The 18,857-nt window shown below is 65.7% G+C and carries 9 protein-coding genes; all 9 read left to right on the top strand.

Annotated elements, in window-relative coordinates; translation table 11 throughout:
• Positions 1-10 precede the first annotated feature (10 nt).
• Positions 11-847 (top strand): proline iminopeptidase-family hydrolase, encoded by an 837-nt coding sequence (locus CH292_RS03080; protein WP_373454665.1) that lies wholly within the window; start codon positions 11-13, stop codon positions 845-847.
• Positions 844-1,857, top strand: coding sequence for an ACP S-malonyltransferase (locus CH292_RS03075; protein WP_218829524.1), 1,014 nt, complete (start codon positions 844-846; stop codon positions 1,855-1,857). The genes CH292_RS03080 and CH292_RS03075 overlap by 4 nt, the downstream gene beginning before the upstream one ends.
• Positions 1,811-2,050 carry an acyl carrier protein gene (locus CH292_RS03070; protein ID WP_218829523.1) on the top strand — a complete coding sequence of 80 codons (240 nt, stop codon included), beginning with the start codon at positions 1,811-1,813 and terminating at the stop codon, positions 2,048-2,050. Before CH292_RS03075 ends, CH292_RS03070 begins: the two co-directional genes overlap by 47 nt.
• A 12-nt stretch (positions 2,051-2,062) precedes the next feature.
• Positions 2,063-3,592 (top strand): AMP-binding protein, encoded by a 1,530-nt coding sequence (locus CH292_RS03065; RefSeq protein ID WP_094653965.1) that lies wholly within the window; start codon positions 2,063-2,065, stop codon positions 3,590-3,592.
• A complete protein-coding gene (locus CH292_RS03060) occupies positions 3,589-5,139 on the top strand; it encodes an AMP-binding protein (protein ID WP_094653964.1) in 1,551 nt (516 codons plus the stop codon). Before CH292_RS03065 ends, CH292_RS03060 begins: the two co-directional genes overlap by 4 nt.
• On the top strand, positions 5,136-6,407 hold the full coding sequence (locus tag CH292_RS03055; protein WP_094628257.1) for a decarboxylase: 1,272 nt from the start codon (positions 5,136-5,138) through the stop codon (positions 6,405-6,407). Before CH292_RS03060 ends, CH292_RS03055 begins: the two co-directional genes overlap by 4 nt.
• Complete coding sequence (locus CH292_RS03050; protein WP_094628256.1) at positions 6,404-6,877, top strand: cobalamin B12-binding domain-containing protein; 474 nt, start codon at positions 6,404-6,406, stop codon at positions 6,875-6,877. The genes CH292_RS03055 and CH292_RS03050 overlap by 4 nt, the downstream gene beginning before the upstream one ends.
• 5 nt (positions 6,878-6,882) lie before the next feature.
• Positions 6,883-8,157 (top strand): methylaspartate mutase, encoded by a 1,275-nt coding sequence (locus CH292_RS03045; RefSeq protein ID WP_094653963.1) that lies wholly within the window; start codon positions 6,883-6,885, stop codon positions 8,155-8,157.
• A 97-nt stretch (positions 8,158-8,254) separates the two neighbouring features.
• Positions 8,255-18,856 carry a type I polyketide synthase gene (locus tag CH292_RS03040; RefSeq protein WP_218830162.1) on the top strand — a complete coding sequence of 3,534 codons (10,602 nt, stop codon included), beginning with the start codon at positions 8,255-8,257 and terminating at the stop codon, positions 18,854-18,856.
• The last annotated feature ends 1 nt before the right edge of the window (position 18,857 follow it).

Genomic DNA, 18,857 nt, shown 5'->3' with positions numbered 1-18,857 from the left:
CTGGTATCGGGTGACCGGAGATCTCTCGTGTGGTCTACCCGCGCTCGTCGTGGTGCACGGTGGACCGGGAAGCACGCACGACTACCTGTTGCGCCTGACCGAGCTTGCGAAGCACGGTTGGCCGGTCGTTCACTACGACCAACTCGGCAACGGTGGCTCGACGCACTTGCCCGAACGCGGCGCGGAGTTCTGGACCGTGGAGTTGTTCGAGGCCGAACTGGACAATCTTGTGTCCGCTCTCGCACTCGACTCCGGCTACGTCCTGTTCGGTCAGTCGTGGGGCGGCCCGCTGGCGGCGTTGCACAGCTCGCGCAAGCCCGACGGACTTCGCGGGCTCGTCATTGCGAATGCGCCTGCCTCCTACGAGGACTGGCTCAGTGAGATGGCGGTGCTGCGGGCTCTGCTGCCACGTGACGTTCAGGAAACTCTGGTGCGGCACGAGGACGCAGGCACCACCGACACCGATGCGTACTTCGCTGCGATGAGAGTGTTCTACGATCGGCACGTATGCCGCGTCCAGCCGTGGCCGCGCGACTTCATGTCCAGCTTCATGGAGATCTACAACGACCCGACCGTGTATTACACGATGAACGGGCCCAACGAATTTCACGTCATCGGTACGTTGCGTGACTGGTCGGTGGTGCCGCACCTGAGGGCCATCGATACCCCGACACTGCTGATGAACGGACGCCACGACGAGGCAACGCCGGTGACGATGCAGCCGTTCGCAGATCACATCGCCGGCGCGGAATGGACTGTGTTCGAGAACTCCTCGCACCTGCCGCATCTCGAGGAGCCGGAACGATTCGACGAGGTCATGCTCGGGTTCTTGAAGAGCGTCTCGTGAACACAGCACTCGTGTTTCCCGGTATGGGGCCGACACCGTTTCGCGACATCGGTCGATTTCTCGTCACCGATCCGGTCGGTCGAGAACTGGTCGATACCGCAGACGACATCCTGGGGTACTCGCTCGTCGACGCGTATCGAACCACCGAAGGTGACTACTCCGAACCCGCGCAGGTCGCGTTCATGGTGACGTGCCTGGCGTCGGCCCACTGGGCGGTGCGGAATCTGGACGTGCGTCCCGACGTCTGCGTCGGACCGAGTTTCGGTGAGAAAGCCGCGCTCGCATACTCGGGTGTGCTCACGCCGGCAGCCGCGATCGAGATCACCGTGTTGCTCGCTCGATGCATGGACGACTACTTCGCCCACGAGCACACCGACATCGTCACGCACTCGTTCGCACGCGTGCCTGCAGACGCGTTGGAGCGGATTACAGCCGAATCCGATGCGGACGGTCAATGGAACGACGTCTCCTGCTACGTCGACGAGGGTTTCGCGATGCTGTCGATCCGTGAGTCGAGACTGCCGTGGCTTACACAGCGAATCCGCGAAGAAGGCGGCATGTCGATGTATACGATGCGTCCGCCGATGCACTGCGCGGACTTCGCACCGCTGCGCGATCGGGTGGAGTCCGAGGTGCTCGACCGTTTCGAGTTCGCCGACCCGAAAATTCCCGTTGTCGCCGACCAGGACGGCTCGGTGATCACGACGGCCGCGGCCGCACGTCGGATGCTCTCGGACGGTTTCGTGAAGCCACTCCGGTGGCCGACTGTCGTCGAGTCGATGACGAAGCTGGGGATTCGCACGGCCTGTGTCGCGGGCCCCGACAGCCTGTTCGGCCGCGTCCGGTGCACGCGCGACGCTTTCGAGATCATCGCCGCGAACCCGCGGCGCGCCCTGACCCCGGTGCAACGAAGCACCGTTCGAAAGAACCGCAGCAACGAGAGGAAAAATGATGTGGGACAGCATGTTCGAGGGCATTCTCCGTCCGTACCTACCGTTCCTGTCGCCTGAGGAGCAGCTGACGGAGGACCTCCAGTTGCGCGACGTCGGTCTCGACTCACTGGGCACGGTCGAGCTTCTCGGCCAATTGGAGGCCGGGTACGACGTTCGATTCGACGTCGACGCTCTGACGATGGAGACGTTCGAAACTCCCGCAGTGCTGTGGAAGACGATCTCCTCGCTCACCTCCGACCTGGCGCGCTAGGACGGAACCGTCATGTGGGACAACGCGCCGACCTCCGACCGCCGCGGCTTGGCGGGACGCTTCCTTCGTGGATTGGCGTCCTCGCCCGATCGTGTGGCCGTTCACACGGCGCACCAGGACGTAACCTATGCCGAGCTGCATGCCGAGGCGCTCACCCTTGCCGGATCCATCGCAGGGACCGGCGCGTCGGTGATCGGCGTTCTGGTCGACAGGTCGGTGTCGTCCTACCGGGCGATCCTCGCGGGCCTGTACGCAGGCACAACCGTCGTCCCGCTGCAGCAAAGCTTTCCGGCCGCGCGCCTGCGTCGGATGATCACCGATGCAGGCGTCGAGATTCTGGTCGTGAACGACGAATCAGGCGACCTGCCCATCGAACTGCGCCGCGCAGGCGCACCGCAGCCGACTCTGTCGTCCGAACCGAGCTCCGATGCAGTGGCTCTGGCCGAACCCGAAGAGGTAGCCGGCGGTGACACCGCATACATACTGTTCACGTCCGGATCGACCGGTAGACCCAAGGGCGTGCCCGTCACGCACGACAATACGGCGCACTACTTCGGGCTGTTGGACGACCGTTACGACTTCGCCCCCACCGACGTGTTCACGCAGAACTTCGATCTGGGTTTCGACTGCGCGTTCTTCGACCTTTTCTGTGCATGGGGTGCGGGCGCGACACTCGCCGTCGCCGGACCGCACGACTACCGAGACATGCCGGCCTTCGTCTCGAAAAACGCAGTTACCGTGTGGTTCTCGACTCCGAGCGCGATCGCGTTGGTGCGGCGCATGGGCGGGCTGACCGAGGGATCTATGCCGTCGCTGCGGTGGAGCCTGTTCGCCGGTGAAGCGCTCGGTGCCCGTGACGCCGCCGAATGGCATCGTGCGGCGTCGAACTCGACCGTCGAGAACCTGTACGGCCCGACCGAACTGACGATCACCATCATGGCGCATCGTCTCGAGGTCCAGTCGACCGACGACACCGTCGGGTCGGTTCCGATCGGCCGCCTGCACGAGGGGCATTCTGCACTTCTGTTGACGCCGGAGGGCGACGTGCATCCCGAGGAAGGCGAATTGCTCATCGCCGGGCCACAATTGACGGCAGGCTACCTCGATTCGGACGACGACGCGGGACGTTTTTTCCACCACGACGGGCTGCGGTACTACCGCACCGGGGATCGAGTCCGACGCGGCGCCGACGGGACGTTCGACTACCTGGGACGGTTGGATTCGCAGGCACAGGTGCGAGGCGTCCGCGTCGAACTCGCCGAAGTCGATGCAGCCGTACGCACATGCCCTGGCGTCGAAGATGCAGTGACGGTGACCATGCCGGTCGACGGAACGGTCGAGCTGGCAGTGTTCTTCACCGGTGAGAACGTTCCACCGGCTGCTCTGGCGCGCGACCTGCGCGCGGTACTGCCCGCGGCCGTGGTGCCGCGCCGATTCACGCATCTGGACGAATTCCCCCTCAACAGCAATCGCAAGATCGACCGTCGTGCACTTGCCGAGGCCGCGAGCTCACACACCACGACTCCGAGGAAGATCCCATGAAACCTGGCGCACCGTCGCAACCGACTCTCGTCCACCACATCATGGACGACGCGGCCGCTCGGACACCGGACGCGACAGCAGTGACGGACTCCGCAGGTCAGTGGACGTACCGCGAACTTGCCGACGCCGGTCGCCGTGTAGCGCGCTGGCTGCTGCGCAGCGGCATCGGACACGGCGACCGAGTTCTGGTGCAGATTCCCAGCGTTCGCGCCACCGCCGCGATCTTCGACGGCGTCGTCCGAATCGGAGCGATCTTCGTTCCGGTCAACCCCGGCACCAAGGAGTTCCACCTTCGCTCGGTGTTGAGCAGTGCCGATCCGTCGTTGATCATCGGATCCGGAGCGTCGGTGCAGGTCCTCGGCGAACTCGTACCAGGACCGGTCCTCGAACTCGACGAGGTCTGGCCTGAGATGATCTCGACGTCCCCGCTTCCCGACGAAGTTTCGGTGGATCCGGAAGACGTCGCGGTGCTGGTCTACACGTCGGGCAGTACTGCCGCTCCGAAGGGCGTCGTGTGCCCCCACCGCCAGATGGTGTTCGCTTCGCAGGCCATCGCGAGTGAGCTGGGTTATCGCTCCGACGACGTCGTCTTCTGCCGCTTCCCCATTTCGTGGGACTACGGCCTGTACAAGCTCCTGCTGACCGCGCTAGTCGGCGCCGAGATCGTGCTTGCCGACGGCGAGTCCGATCTTGTTCTGCTGGAACGTATTCGGCAGACAGGTGCCACGGTCGTGCCGATCGTTCCGTCGTTCGCCGCGATGGTGTGTCGTCTTGCGGCGCGCGCGGATGCCGTGTCGGCGAGCGACAACAGAGTTCGAATGTTCACCAATACCGGTGCTGCTCTTGCCGATACCACCGCCGACGAACTTCGTACCGCGTTTCCCGGCGCGGCGGTGATCCGTCAGTTCGGGCAGACCGAGTGCAAACGAATCTCGGTGTTGCTGCCGGAGGACGAAGCCTCGAAGGGTGATTCGGTCGGCAAGCCGCTGCCCGGCACCGCCGTGGTGATCCTGAACGACGACGGTACCCCGTGCTCCGTGGGTGTCGTCGGCGAAATCGTCGTCACCGGACCACACGTGATGCCCGGGTACTGGCGTGCTCCCGAGCTGACCGAGCGGACGTTCCGCACCGGACCCGCTGGCGAAGCCCGTTTGCACACAGGTGATTACGGCTCCCTCGACGCAGACGGTTTCCTGTACTACGAGGGTAGGCGCGACGACATGTTCAAGCGCAAGGGCGTGCGCATGAGTGTGCTCGAGATCGAGGCCGCCGCCATGGATGTCGACGGTGTGACCTCCGCGGCCGCCGTGCCGCCCGCGGACGGACGCGACCTCGGTCTGGTCGTCACCGGCACCGCAGGGTCGCACGTGGTCCTACGCGAGCTCTCGAAGCGGCTCGAACCGGCGAAGGTGCCGTCGGCCTGCCGCGTCGTCGACCAACTTCCGCTGACCCTGCACGGCAAGTACGAGCGACGCGAACTGGTAGCGCTGCTCGATGGACCACCGAAAACCTCGGCAACACACACTCTGGAAGGGACACCGTCGTGATCGACCCCGCACTCGTTGCCGAGAGGTTCGGTACGCCCGCTTTCGTGTACGACCTCGATCGTGTCCGCGCCGCACGTACGGACCTCGCGACTGCGTTGCCCGAGGAATTCGAAATCTTCTACGCGGTGAAGGCCAACCCGCATCCGGACATCCTCCGTGAACTCCGCAGTGTGCCGGGCAAAGCTACCCGCGCCGAGATCAGCTCGACCGGAGAGCTGGAGGCCGCACTCGCAGGCGGATTCGCCGGCGCCGACATTCTGTACACCGGACCGGGTAAGACCGCCGGTGAGATCGCCGAAGCGTTGAGTGCGGGCGTCCGTCTGTTCTCGGTCGAATCGCTCGGAGATCTGCGACGGATCGGTGCCACGGCAGCGAGTGCGGGGGTGATCGCTCACTGCCTGCTGCGCATCAACAGTGCCACCAGCAGCGCGTCGACGAGCATTCGTATGACGGGGACGCCGTCGCAATTCGGTTTCGACAGCGAGACGATCCCCGAGATCAGCGACGAGATCCTGAGTGTGCCCGCCACGAAGATCGATGGTGCGCACTTCTATTCGCTCAGCAACGCACGGGACGAGGAGAGCCTCGTCGCGGAGTTGTTGCACACCATCGACTGTGCCGCGACACTGCAGAGCCAGCTGGGCATCGCCTTCGAACTACTCGACATCGGTGGCGGATTCGCGGCACCGTACGCGAGCATCGGTGAGCGCCCGCTGTACTCGAACCTCGGCGCGGCTCTGAGAAGTGCTCTCGACGCGAACTTCGGCGGATGGCGTGAGGGTGCTCCGAAGATTGCTGTCGAATCCGGTCGCTACCTGGTCGGCGACAGTGGCGACCTCGTGACTACCGTGGTCAATCTGAAGGACAGCCGCGGTAAGCGGTTCGTCGTCGCCGATGCAGGCATCAACACGTTCGGAGGAATGTCGGGCTTGGGGAGGCTGCTCCCGGTGGCGGTACGTCCGCGCGAGGACGGTCGGCCTGCGGATCAGAAGGCCAGCCTGGTCGGTCCGCTGTGTACGCCGGGGGACATGCTCGGTCGGGACATCGCGCTACCAGCGCTCGAACCGGACGATGTCGTCGTCGTTCCCAACGCAGGTGCCTACGGGCCGACGGCGAGTCTTCTGATGTTCCTCGGCAGGCCCGCACCGGTCGAGATCGTCGTCCGAGGCGGCGAAGTACTGGGTGCAACGAGGTTGCGCCACACACGTGAGAACGTCAGAGCTATCGAGAACAGTGCATTACCAACAGAAGTGGGGGCATCAGCATGACAACTGTGGACGATCGCATCAGGCATGTCGGCGATTCGGATTCGGCGAACTCTCGCGAGACGATCGTCGTCAGCGGCGTGACCTCGGACTCGCACACGTGGAACCTCGTGTTCCTGCAGCTGCTCGTCGAGGAGGAAGGATTCGACGTGATCAATCTCGGACCGTGCACTCCCGAAGACGTCCTCGTGTCGGCCTGCGCCGAGCATGCCCCGTCCATGGTCGTCATGAGCAGCGTCAACGGGCACGGCTACCACGACGGTATGCGCATGATCAAGACGGTGCGCGAGAACTTCGGAGCGCGCGAGCTTCCCGTCGTCATCGGCGGCAAGTTGGGCATCACCGGGGCGAGCAACTCGACTCTCTCGTCCGAGCTGACGTCCGCAGGATTCACCGCGGTGTTCGACGACAGCGCAGACGGTTTGGCCGAGTTCCGTGGCCTTCTCGGTTCGCTGGCGTCGATCGCCGCCTGACGGTCATGGCGGCGCCCGCGTCCACGATTCCCACCGCGGACACCGGATTCGGCGCTTTCGTCGCTCGCGCCGCGGCATCCGGTCTGCTGGTCGTTCAGCCTCGAATGGGCATGAGCGATCCAGGCGTCATGCGACGAGGGCTGGCCGCAACCAAGAACGCCGACGGATGCACCGTCGGTACCGTCACACTCGACAGCTACACGCGAGTAGGCGATCTGGATGCGGCCCGGCTGGCAGTGCTGGGAGGTGAGGGACTCAACGGATATCCCATCGTCACGCACGACGACGCGACGACGCGCGCCGTGCTCGACGGCATTCGGTCACCTGAGTTCCCTGTTCAGGTTCGGCACGGATCGGCGACACCGTTCGACATCTTCACCGCCCTGATCGAGGCGGGGATCGACGCGTCGGAAGGAGGCCCTGTCTCGTATTGCCTTCCGTATGGCCGTGTTCCGCTCGAGACCTCCATCGACAACTGGGCGCGCTCGTGCGCTCGGTTCGCCGAATCGGCAGACCTCGGAATGGACCCACACCTCGAAACGTTCGGCGGATGTATGCTCGGGCAGCTCTGCCCACCAAGCCTTCTGGTGGCCATCAGCGCCCTCGAAGCGTACTTCTTCCACTATCACGGCATTCGGAACATTTCGGCGAGCTACGCCCAACAGACCGACTTCGACCAGGACGTCGAGGCCGTCACCGCACTCCGACGCCTCTGCGGTGAACTGATTCCAAGCGCCGCCTGGCATGTGGTGATCTATGCCTACATGGGTGTGTATCCGTCGACCCCTTCGGGCGCGTATTCACTGCTCGGCGCCGCAGCGCGACTCGCGAAAAGCACTGGATGTGAACGGTTGATCGTCAAGACCGAGGCCGAGTCCCTGCGAATTCCGACCATCGAAGAGAACGTCTCGGCACTCGAACACGCTGCGGCCGAGGCGTCGCGCACAGCTCACGGCGTCGACCTACCGCTCGAATCTCAGACGTACACCGAGGCGCGGGCATTGGTGACGCGAGTGCTGGAACTGAACGACGATCCGGGACGTGCACTGCTCGAAGCCTTCCGGCGCGGATACCTCGACGTCCCGTACTGCCTGCACCCCGACAATCGAGGTCTGACCCGCAGCTACATCGACGATTCTGGCAGGCTGCACTGGGGGGCACTCGGCAACCTTCCGCTCGGCGACGTGACCGAGGCGGGTGCGCCTCGGCGCGTCACATCGGCGTTGCTGCTCTCCTCACTCGGATTCGTCAGCCGCCACTACGACGGTCTGCCCTCGTAGGGGCAATTACCCGTAGGGGCAGTTAAGGGTGGGTGTGCTTCACCCCCACTCCTACGGTGAAACCTAACAGTTGTCGATGCCGACGTGGGGATACTGCATGAGTCTCGAAGAATCGTTGGCGGGATCCACGGGATCGGATCGCCGCAGGATCGTCTCGGACGTGGTGCGTGAGTGCGCCGCAGCAGCTCTGTCGGCGGCGCGGTCCGCAGAGACCGACGTGCAGCTCGCATGGGATCCAGCGATGCCGTTGCGGGAACTCGGAATAGACTCGCTCGCGGCACTGGAGCTGCACCGCCGCCTCGTCGCCGCTACAGGGCTGACGCTCGACGTGACCGTCGCCTACGACCATCCCACGCCCGAGAAGTTGGTTTCGGCGATTCTGGACGCCGTGACTTCCGGTGGAATCGAGTCATCGGCAGAGCCGGAGCCCAGCGCAGCGATCAGCGACCACGACGACCCCATCGTCGTGGTCGGCATCGGTTGCCGTTACCCGGGTGGGGTGTCGTCACCGGAAGACCTGTGGCGCGTCGTCACCGAGGACGTGGACGTACTGTCGGAATTCCCGTCGGATCGCGGCTGGGATCTGCAGTCCCTGTTCGACGACGACCCCGAGACGGCAGGAACCACATACACCCGACGCGGTGGATTCTTGGACGACGCAACGGCATTCGATGCCGAGTTCTTCGGTATCGCGCCGCGGGAAGCTCGTGCGATGGATCCGCAGCAGCGCCTGGTTCTCCACTGCGCGTGGGAATCACTCGAACGCGCGGGTATCGATCCCACGACGATCCGCGGTACGCAGGCCGGGATGTTCTTCGGCGCAGAGGCAGGGGAGTACGGCCCGCGTCTGCACGACGCGCCCGACGGTATGGACGCCTACCTGATGACAGGTAATGCGCCCAGCTTGATTTCCGGCCGTGTCGCGTACGCATTCGGTACCGAGGGTCCCGCGATCACCGTCGACACCGCGTGCTCGGCGGCACTCGTCGCCGTGCACCTCGCCTGCCAGTCGCTGCGCAGTGGAGAATCCTCCCTCGCGCTCGCAGGCGGTGCTGCCGTCATGGGCGGGCCCGGAGTCTTCACTGCCTTCAGCCGTCAGCGCGGTCTCGCCCAGGACGGAGTGTGCAAGCCGTTCGCCGCTGCAGCCGACGGCACCGGATTCTCCGAGGGCGTCGGCGTTCTGGTACTGGAACGGCGGTCCGACGCGCTGCGTGCGGGTCACCCGGTGCTCGCAGTGATCAAAGGATCGGCCGTCAATTCCGACGGGGCAAGCAACGGACTGACCGCGCCCAGCGGACCGGCGCAGAGGCGAGTGATTCGTCAGGCACTCGCGAACTCGGGCCTGACGTCGTCAGAGGTCGACGTCGTCGAAGCACACGGCACAGGAACCACCCTCGGCGATCCGATCGAGGCCAACGCGATCCTTGCCACCTATGGACGCGATCGCACTGCCGACCGGCCGCTGTTGCTGGGATCGGTCAAGTCCGTACTCGGCCACACCCAGGGTGCAGCAGGAGTGACCGGCATGATCTCGATGATCATGGCGTTGAATCACCGTGTCGTTCCTCGCACACGCGGTATCGATGCACCCACACCGCACGTGGATTGGTCCTCGGGCACAGTGGAACTGGCATCCGAACAGCAGGAGTGGGAGTCCTTAGACCGACCTCGTCGCGCAGGAGTGTCCTCGTTCGGGCTCAGCGGAACCAATGCGCATCTGATTCTCGAGGAAGCAGACGCGGGCGCGGAGCCTGCAGGAGCGACCGAGTCACCCGACGGTGACGCACTGCCGCCGAAGGCTGTTGTGCCGCCGGTTGTTCCGCTCTACCTGTCCGCGCACAACCCGACTGCCCTGCGGGCGCTCGCTGCCGAGCTGGCTGCCGTGACCACCGACGACAACGCTGTCGACATCGCGTTTTCCGCTGCTACGACGCGTGCAGCGTTCGGGCATCGTGTCGGAGTCGCATCGTCGCCTGCCGAGTTGCATTCGGTGTTGACGGACATTGCGTCGGGAGCACTCCTCGGCCACGATGTCGCAGGGGGAGCACTTGCCGTCCTCTTCACCGGGCAGGGTAGCCAGCGCGCGGCCATGGGCCGTGACCTCTACCAGACCTTTCCGGTGTTCGCCGACGCACTCGACACCATCGCCGGCCATCTCGATCTGTTCCTGCCCACCCCGCTCTACGACGTGTTGTTCGCCGCCCCCGGCACCGAGCGAGCGTCGTTGCTCGACCGCACCGAGTACGCGCAACCCGCCATCTTCGCCGTCGAGGTGGCCTTGTTCCGGCTCGTCGACAGTTGGGGCGTGCAGCCGGATTACCTGGCCGGGCATTCCATCGGCGAGATCGCCGCCGCACACGTGGCAGGAGTTCTCGCGGCGTCGGACGCGGCAATTCTCGTCACCACCCGCGCGCGGTTGATGCAGGCGCTTCCCGACGGCGGGTCGATGGCAGCCGTGCGAGCACCCGAGGACGAGGTGCGTCCACTGCTGACCGAGGGTGTCGATATCGCTGCCGTCAACGGCCCCGCGTCGATAGTGCTGTCCGGCAGGGCCGACGAAGTCACTGCGATCACCGACGTGTTGTCCGCACGGGGCCGTGAGGTGAAGCAGCTCCGTGTGTCTCATGCCTTCCACTCGCCTGCGATGGAACCGATCCTGGTCGAATTCGAACGCATGGCAAGGATTCTCGACTACTCGGCCCCGACGTACCCGATCGTGTCGACGGTGACGGGAGCCTCGATCGGCGCGGACATCGCGACTCCCGAGTACTGGGTGCGCCACATTCGCGCGGCCGTCCGATTCGACGACGCGGTGACCGAACTCGTCGGGTCCGGCGTCCGCACTTTCCTCGAGCTCGGTCCCGACGGCATCCTGACCGGCCTCGGTGCGAGCGCGGTCGACGCTGCCGACATCGGTTTCGTCGCCGCACTGCGACGTGACCGCTCCGAGGTTTTCGAGGTAGTGGGCGCGGCGGCCACGGTGTTCACACGAGGTGGGATTGCCGCTCGGGGAATGTATTTCGACTCGGTTGCCGCCCATCGGGTGGACTTGCCGACCTACCCCTTCGCGCGAACGAGCTTCTGGATGGATCCGTCGCGCAGTAGCGATCCCACCGCGTTCGGCCAGCGACCCACCGGACATCCTCTGCTCACGGCCGCAGCACCGGTCGGAACCGATTCGGTGGTGTGGACGGGAGTGCTGTCCACTCGAACACACCCGTGGCTCGCCGACCATGCCATCGGCGGGCGCCTGCTCGTTCCTGGAACCGCGTTGGTGGATCTTGCACTCGCAGCCGGTGCTTCGGTAGGGGTCGACGCCGTCGACGAACTCACTCTCGGTGCCCCCCTCGTTCTCGGCGAGGACTCGGTGGTTGCGGTTCAGGTGGTGGTGGGCGCCGCCGACACGGGCGGCCGGTGTGGCGTGACCGTGCATTCGCGCGTGGGTGACGAGGAAGGCTGGAGCGCGCATGCGGTCGGCGTCCTGTCCGCCGGCAGTTCTTCTGCAGTGACCGGCTCTTCTGCTGTGACGGGGGACGCGTGGCCACCCGCGGGCGCCGAGCCCATCGACATCACCGGCGTCTACGACGACCTCGCCGACGAGGGCTACGAGTACGGACCCACCTTCCAGGGCTTGCGTGTCGCATGGAAGCGAGGCGACGAGCGGTTCGCCGAGGTGGCTCTGCCTGCGGGCGTCGAGTCCGCAGGTTTCGGCATCCATCCGGCCCTGCTCGATGCGGCTCTCCACGCTGCCGATCTCGAGACCGGCGACAGCACCGATGTGCGCGTGCCGTTCGCGTGGACCGGCGTTCGGCTGTACACGATCGGTGCACGACGTCTTCGTGTACACATCAGGCGAACCGACGCCGGCCTGAGCCTGAACTTCTACGATGTCGACGGCCGTCCCGTCGGGCAGATCGAGCGACTGGTGTCCCGTCCCCTCACCACGTCGACCGCGCTGCACACGGTGGACTACCGGGAGTTGGCGGAACCGAAGGGAGTCGACGAACTCGACGTCGAGGTTGTCGACATCGCTGCCGAGAACGACACTGCGGGCGGGGCCCTCGAATCGACCCTGTCGGCTTTGGCTACGCTGCAGCAACACTCGTCTCCCGGGCTCCTGGTGCTACGTACCGGCACCGGTGCGGCCGGCGCTGCGGTCCGCGGACTCGTCCGCGCAGCGCAGGCCGAGGATCCGGGCAGCGTCGTACTCGTGGAGAGTTCGGATTCGATCTCCATCGAAGACGCGCGTCGAGTGGTGGCGTCGGGTGAACCGGTCGTCAGGATCGAGGCAGGCGCACTGCTCGTTCCACGTCTGTCGACCGCCGCCGATGTCGGTGGAACCGAGCTCGACTGGGGCACAGTCTTGATCACCGGTGGACTCGGTGGCGTGGGTGCACTTTTGGCTCAGCACCTGATAGAGCGACACGGCGTGCGCTCGCTGATTCTCGTCGGGCGCAGTGCGACGCGGGAGTCGATACCGGCCTTCCTCTCCGAGCAGGCCGACATCACCGTGGAGAAGTGCGACGTAGCCGACGACACTTCCGTGCATGAATTGTTCCAACGTCACCACATCGACTCGGTCGTCCACGCCGCGGGCATCGTCCGCGACGGAGTGATAGGCACCCTCGATGCGGAGTCAACCTCGGAGGTGTTCCGCGCCAAGGCTGTCGGCGCGTGGAATTTGCACCAGGCGTCGCTGGAGTTTCCGCTTCGCGCATTCGTCGTGTTCTCCTCGCTGGCTGCGCATCTCGACGGCGCGGGCCAGGGGAACTACGCCGCCGCCAATGCCTTCGTCGAAGAACTGGCACAGTCTCGTCGCGATGCCGGGCTGCCCGCCTTGTCCCTGGCGTGGGGACTGTGGGCCGAGCCGGTCGGGATGGGCAGTGTCCTGGACGAGAGTGCGCTGGCCCGGATCGCACGACTCGGTGTTCCAGGCCTGTCCGCTCCGCAGTCGCTCGACTTGTTCGACGCGGCAGTATCGTCCGGTCTGACACGTGTGGTGCCAGTCGAGCTCGATGTCGCAGCCATTCGCGCACGGCCAGACGGCATTCCTCCGCTGCTCGCGGATCTCGTACGGCCACGGGTTGCACGACACACAGCCGATACAGGATCCGACCGAGAGCCGAATGCGCTGCTGGCGCTGTCGGAATCGGATCGTGAACGAGCGGTCTCCGAGCTGGTTCGGTCCGAAGTCGCGGCCGTCCTGCAGCACGACGATGCCGACGCGATCGCCCCGGGTCGAGCGTTCACGGACATCGGATTCGACTCGCTCTCGGCCGTCGAACTGCGTAACCGGCTGACGGCCGTCACCGGCCTACGGTTGCCTGCCACCCTGCTGTTCGATCACCCGACGCCTGCTCGCCTGACGACTCTGATCCTGGATACCTTGTTCGGCGGCGACGACGGCGAGGAATCGGTTGCGGCGGTACCCGTGCGCGACGACGAGCCGATCGCCATCGTGGCCATGAGCTGCCGCTATCCAGGGGGCGTGGTATCTCCAGAGGACCTCTGGAATCTCGTCGACGGTGAGATCGACGGCGTCGGCGCATTCCCCGACGACCGAGGATGGGACACCGAGGGCCTCTACGACCCGCAGCCGGGAACACCGGGGAAGACCTACGCCAACGAAGGCGGCTTTCTCTACGACGCAGCGCAGTTCGATGCCGACTTCTTCGGAGTGTCACCTCGCGAAGCAATTGCGATGGACCCGCAGCAGCGTCTACTCCTCGAACTGTCGTGGGAGGCATTCGAACGCGCGGGTATCGATCCGATCTCGTTGCGCGGCAGCGACACCGGTGTGTTCGCGGGCGTCATGTACCACGACTACGGAACCTGGCTCACCGATCCGCCCGCCGACGTCGCCGCGTACCTGGGTAACGGCACACTGGGCTCGGTCGTCTCCGGCCGCGTCGCCTACGTCCTCGGTCTCGAAGGCCCGGCACTGACCGTCGACACGGCGTGCTCGTCGTCGCTGGTGTCGATGCATCTCGCGGCACAAGCGCTGCGGCGAGGTGAGTGCACGTTGGCACTTGCCGGTGGTGTGACCGTGATGTCGACGCCCGATACGTTCGTCGATTTCTCCCGTCAGGGCGGCCTCGCGGCCGACGGCCGGTGCAAGTCCTTTGCCGCAGCAGCCGACGGAACAGGGTGGGGTGAAGGTGCAGGAATGCTGTTGCTGGAGCGTTTGTCCGACGCCGAAGCAAACGGTCACCGTGTGCTGGGCATCCTTCGCGGCAGTGCTGTCAACCAGGACGGAGCCTCCAATGGACTGACGGCGCCGAACGGCCCGTCACAGCAACGCGTCATCCGCTCGGCTCTGGCCGATGCGCGGTTGACGACGGGCGACGTTCAAGTCGTCGAAGGCCACGGCACGGGAACGACGCTCGGTGATCCCATCGAGGCGCAGGCCCTCCTCGCCACCTACGGCCGCGACCGTACGGGCGCGGCGTTGCAACTGGGGTCCATCAAGTCGAACATCGGGCACACCCAGGCCGCGGCGGGCGTCGCAGGCATCATCAAGCTCGTCATGGCCATGCAGCACGGCCGGATGCCGCGCACACTGCACGTAGATTCGCCGTCCGATCAAGTCGACTGGGACGGAGGATCGGTCGAACTGCTGACGGAGTCAAAGCCGTGGGCCCAGGTCCACGGCCGACGTGTCGGGGCTGTGTCGTCGTTCGGTATCAGCGGCACCAACGCGCACGTCATCGTCGAGGGAATGCCCGAACCTGTTGTAGCGGAACCTGAACGGGTCGATGGTAGTCCAGTTCTGCTACCGATTTCCGGTCACGACGCGGATGCTGTTCGGAGCGCGGCCGATCGACTTGCTCGCGCATTGGACGGCGATCTTCGCACCACAGCGCTGACGGATGTCGCTGCAGCGCTCGGTGCGACGAGAGCTGCGCTCACCCATCGCGCGGTCGTCCTCGCCACCGATCACGGCAGTGCCGCAACAGCGTTCGATGCTCTCGGACACGGAGACGGCAACAGCCCCGTGACGGTTGTCGGGCAGGAGCGGACCGGCGGGCTCGCATTCCTGTTCTCCGGGCAAGGATCGCAGCATGCGTCGATGGCCCGATCCTGGTACCCCACGTTCCCGGTGTTCGCTTCCGCCTTCGACGAGGCCGCCGAGCACCTCGATCGTTCACTGGCGGTGCCGCTCGCATCCGTCGTCCTGGGAGATCGATTCGATCTTCTCGACGAGACGGAGTACACCCAGGCGGCGTTGTTCGCCGTGCAGGTCGCGCTCTACCGAACCGTGACGTCGTTCGGTGTCACGCCGGATCATCTGGCCGGACATTCCATCGGCGAGCTCGCAGCCGCGCACGTAGCCGGAGTGTGGTCGCTCGCCGACGCCGCGCACATCGTGGCTGCCCGCGGTCGGTTGATGGGTGCCCTTCCGGTCGGTGGTGCAATGGTTGCAGTGCGGGCATCCGAGGAGGATTCGTCCGTTCACCTCACGGATGAGGTGAACCTCGCCGCTGTGAACGGTCCGGAGTCCGTGGTGCTCTCCGGCGGGGAGGACGCCGTTCTTGCTGCGGCAGAACACTTCGCCAAGTCGAAGCGACTGACCGTCTCGCACGCCTTTCACTCGTCGGCGATGGATCCGATGCTCGAGGAATTCGCCGCCGTCGTGCGCGCCGTACCAGCGCACGCTCCCGAGATCCCGATCGTATCGACCCGTACCGGAAAGCTTCTCACGGCGGACGAGGCGCGCGATGCATCGTACTGGGTGAATCACGCGCGTGGGACGGTGCGCTTCGCCGACGCCGTCGCCACTCTCGACGCACGCGGCACGACGACGTACCTGGAAATCGGACCCGACGCAGTGCTGACCGCGATGGCCCGCGGGTGCCTCGAGGACCGCGACGACGTGACACTGGCCTCCGTCGCGCGCGGCGAACGCCCGGAGGTCCGAGAGTTGCTGGCGGGAATCGGCGCGGTGTGGTGCGCGGGGCACGAAGTGAACTGGGGGGCGCCGGGCGCACCGGTCACACTCCCGACGTATCCGTTCCAGCGCAGACGCTACTGGTTGGCGGCGCCCGAGCGTCGCGGTGACGCGGCAGGTATGGGCCAGACCGAGCTGGACCACCCGTTGGTGGGTGCGCTGGTGCGTCGAGCAGGATCGGGAGAAGTCCTTCTGACAGGCCGACTTTCACCGTCGACGACGCCTTTGCTCGGCGAGCATGCAGTCCTCGGCACGAAAATGCTGCCCGGTGCTTCACTCGTCGAACTGGCGATCACCGCTGGCGAGACGGTGGATCTTCCCGTTGTCGACGAGCTCACTCTCGAAGCGCCTCTTGTCGTCGGCGACGGCGGTTCGGTGGTCGTGCAGGTCGTCGCGGATCCCGATGGTGTCGTGGAGATCTACTCACGCCCACATGACGAGGACGGGTGGATCAGGCATGCAACCGGACACTTGTCCGCCTCGAGGGCCGAGGGCACTACGCCGACATCTGTCGACTTGTCGCAGGACGCAGAACCGATCGACGTGAGCGACCTGTACGACACGATGGCTGACGCCGGATACGAGTACGGCCCGATCTTCCGAGGAGTGCGCGCCGCGTGGCGTGACGGCAACACAGTGGTGGCGGACCTCGAACTGCCGGCCACCGAGGAGACCGCGACGACGCGCTTCGCTCTACACCCGGCGCTGCTCGATGCGGCATTGCACTGCACCACGTTCTTGGACGGAGATTCCGCGGCAGGTGAGGGCGAGGTCGAACTCCCCTTCGCGTGGCAGCACGTGCAGGTGCACGGTCCGAGAAGTGGCCGCAGCGTCCGGGCACGGGTATCGCGTGTCGGGACGGGTGACGGTGTACGTATCGACCTCACCGATGCCACGGGCCGACCCGTCGCGACAGTGGGGTCTTACCGGACCCGACCGGTACCGGCAGGGCGGCTCGGAGCGCCGCGTCGACCGGTGCTGTACACACTCGCCACCGTGCCACTGACGACGGCATCTCGGTCCACGGCGGGAACCGAGAACTGGACGCGGCTGGACACGTGGCCGTCTCTCATAGCCAATAGTGTTGGGCGAGTGGCAGTGTGGTCGGCGCCTCGTTCCGACGACAATTCGCCGACCGCGATCAGAGCGGCGGTCGACCAGGCGTTGGCCGTTCTGCAACCGTTCCTCGCCGATGCACAGTCGGCAGAATCGACTCTCGTGGTCGTCGTGGGCGACAGTGCATCCGATGCGGCGGTCCGCGGGCTCGTACGTGCGGCTGCAGCGGAGAATCCGGGCCGCGTGGTCCTCGTGGACGTCGGTTCCGGTCCGTCGTGGCCGTTGCCGCACGCCGTCGTGGACCTCGGTGAACCCGAAATCGTGTTGCGCGACGGGGGGATCGGGGTGCCGAGGCTCGTGCCGGCATCACAGTCCGACGAACTCGAGCCGGTTCTTGCCTGGGGGACCGTCCTGGTCACCGGCGGAATCAGCGGCCTCGGCGCACTCGTCGCGCGACACCTCGTCGACCATCACGATGTCCGCTCATTGGTTCTGGTCGGTCGTCGCGGCGCCGAGACGCCGGGTGCAGCGGATCTGGTGGCCGACCTCACCTCGGCGGGTGCCGACGTCACGCTGGTGCGATGCGACGTCTCCGTACGGTCCGAGGCGGCAGCCCTGCTCGACGAGCATCGGATAGACAGCATCGTGCATGCGGCCGGAGTGCTCGACGACGCTCTCGTGACCGACCTGACAGCAGAGCGCATCGACACGGTGCTCCGCCCGAAGCTGGACGCAGCCTGGAACCTGCACGAGCTCACGCTCGATCGAGAGCTCGCACATTTCGTGATGTTCTCCTCCGTCGCAGCCGTTGTCGACGCCACCGCGCAGGGCAACTACGCAGCTGCGAACCTGGCCGTCGAACATCTCGCGAGTAGGCGGCGCGCGCTCGGACTTGCGGCAGTCGCACCGGCGTGGGGACTGTGGAGCGGGGTCGGGATGGGAACCACCCTCGCCGAGGCCGACCTACGACGCATCGCACGCTCGGGCATGGCCGCGATGGACACAGCATCCGGGCTCGCACTGTTCGACGAGGTCGTGCGCAGTGCGCTGGTCGCGCCGGTGCCTGTCCAGCTGGATCCGACGGCGTTGCGCGGGGAACCAGCGTCGCTGCCGCCGGCATTGCGCTCACTCGTTCGGGCGCAACCGGCCCGGCAGCAGCCCGTCGCCGCAGTCACATTGGCCGATCGTTTGGTCACCGTCGCCGAGGCCGATCGACTGCACACGGTCCTTCGCGCGGTACGCACCGAGGTCGCAGGTGTACTCGGTCACGATGGGCCCGATACTGTCGACCCGGCACGGGCGTTCACCGAGGTGGGATTCGATTCACTTGCAGCCGTTGAGCTTCGGAACCGCCTCACCGCCGTAACCGGACGGACCCTGCCGTCGACGCTGACGTTCGACTACGCCACCCCCGCGGCGCTGGCCGATCATCTGCTGGAACTTCTCGCGCCGGAACCGCGGAATCACGACAGACCGGACGACGACGCGAACGTGCGAGAACTGTTGGCGACCATCCCGCTCGACAGGCTGCGTACCGCAGGACTGCTGGACACGCTGATGGAACTGGCGGAACCAGTTGCCGCACAAAGCGAGACGATCGAATCCGAGACCGAGCGCTCTATCGCCGACATGAACGTTGCCGACCTGGTGCGCGCTGCACTGGGTAGGCGAGAGACCCCACCGAACGAGGAGTGAC

The sequence above is a fragment of the Rhodococcus sp. 14-2470-1a genome (assembly GCF_002259425.1).
GTDB classification, from domain to species: Bacteria; Actinomycetota; Actinomycetes; order Mycobacteriales; family Mycobacteriaceae; genus Rhodococcoides; species Rhodococcoides fascians_E.
The sequence above is the reverse complement of the archived record's forward strand: the minus strand, read 5'-3'. Positions and strand labels throughout refer to the sequence as shown.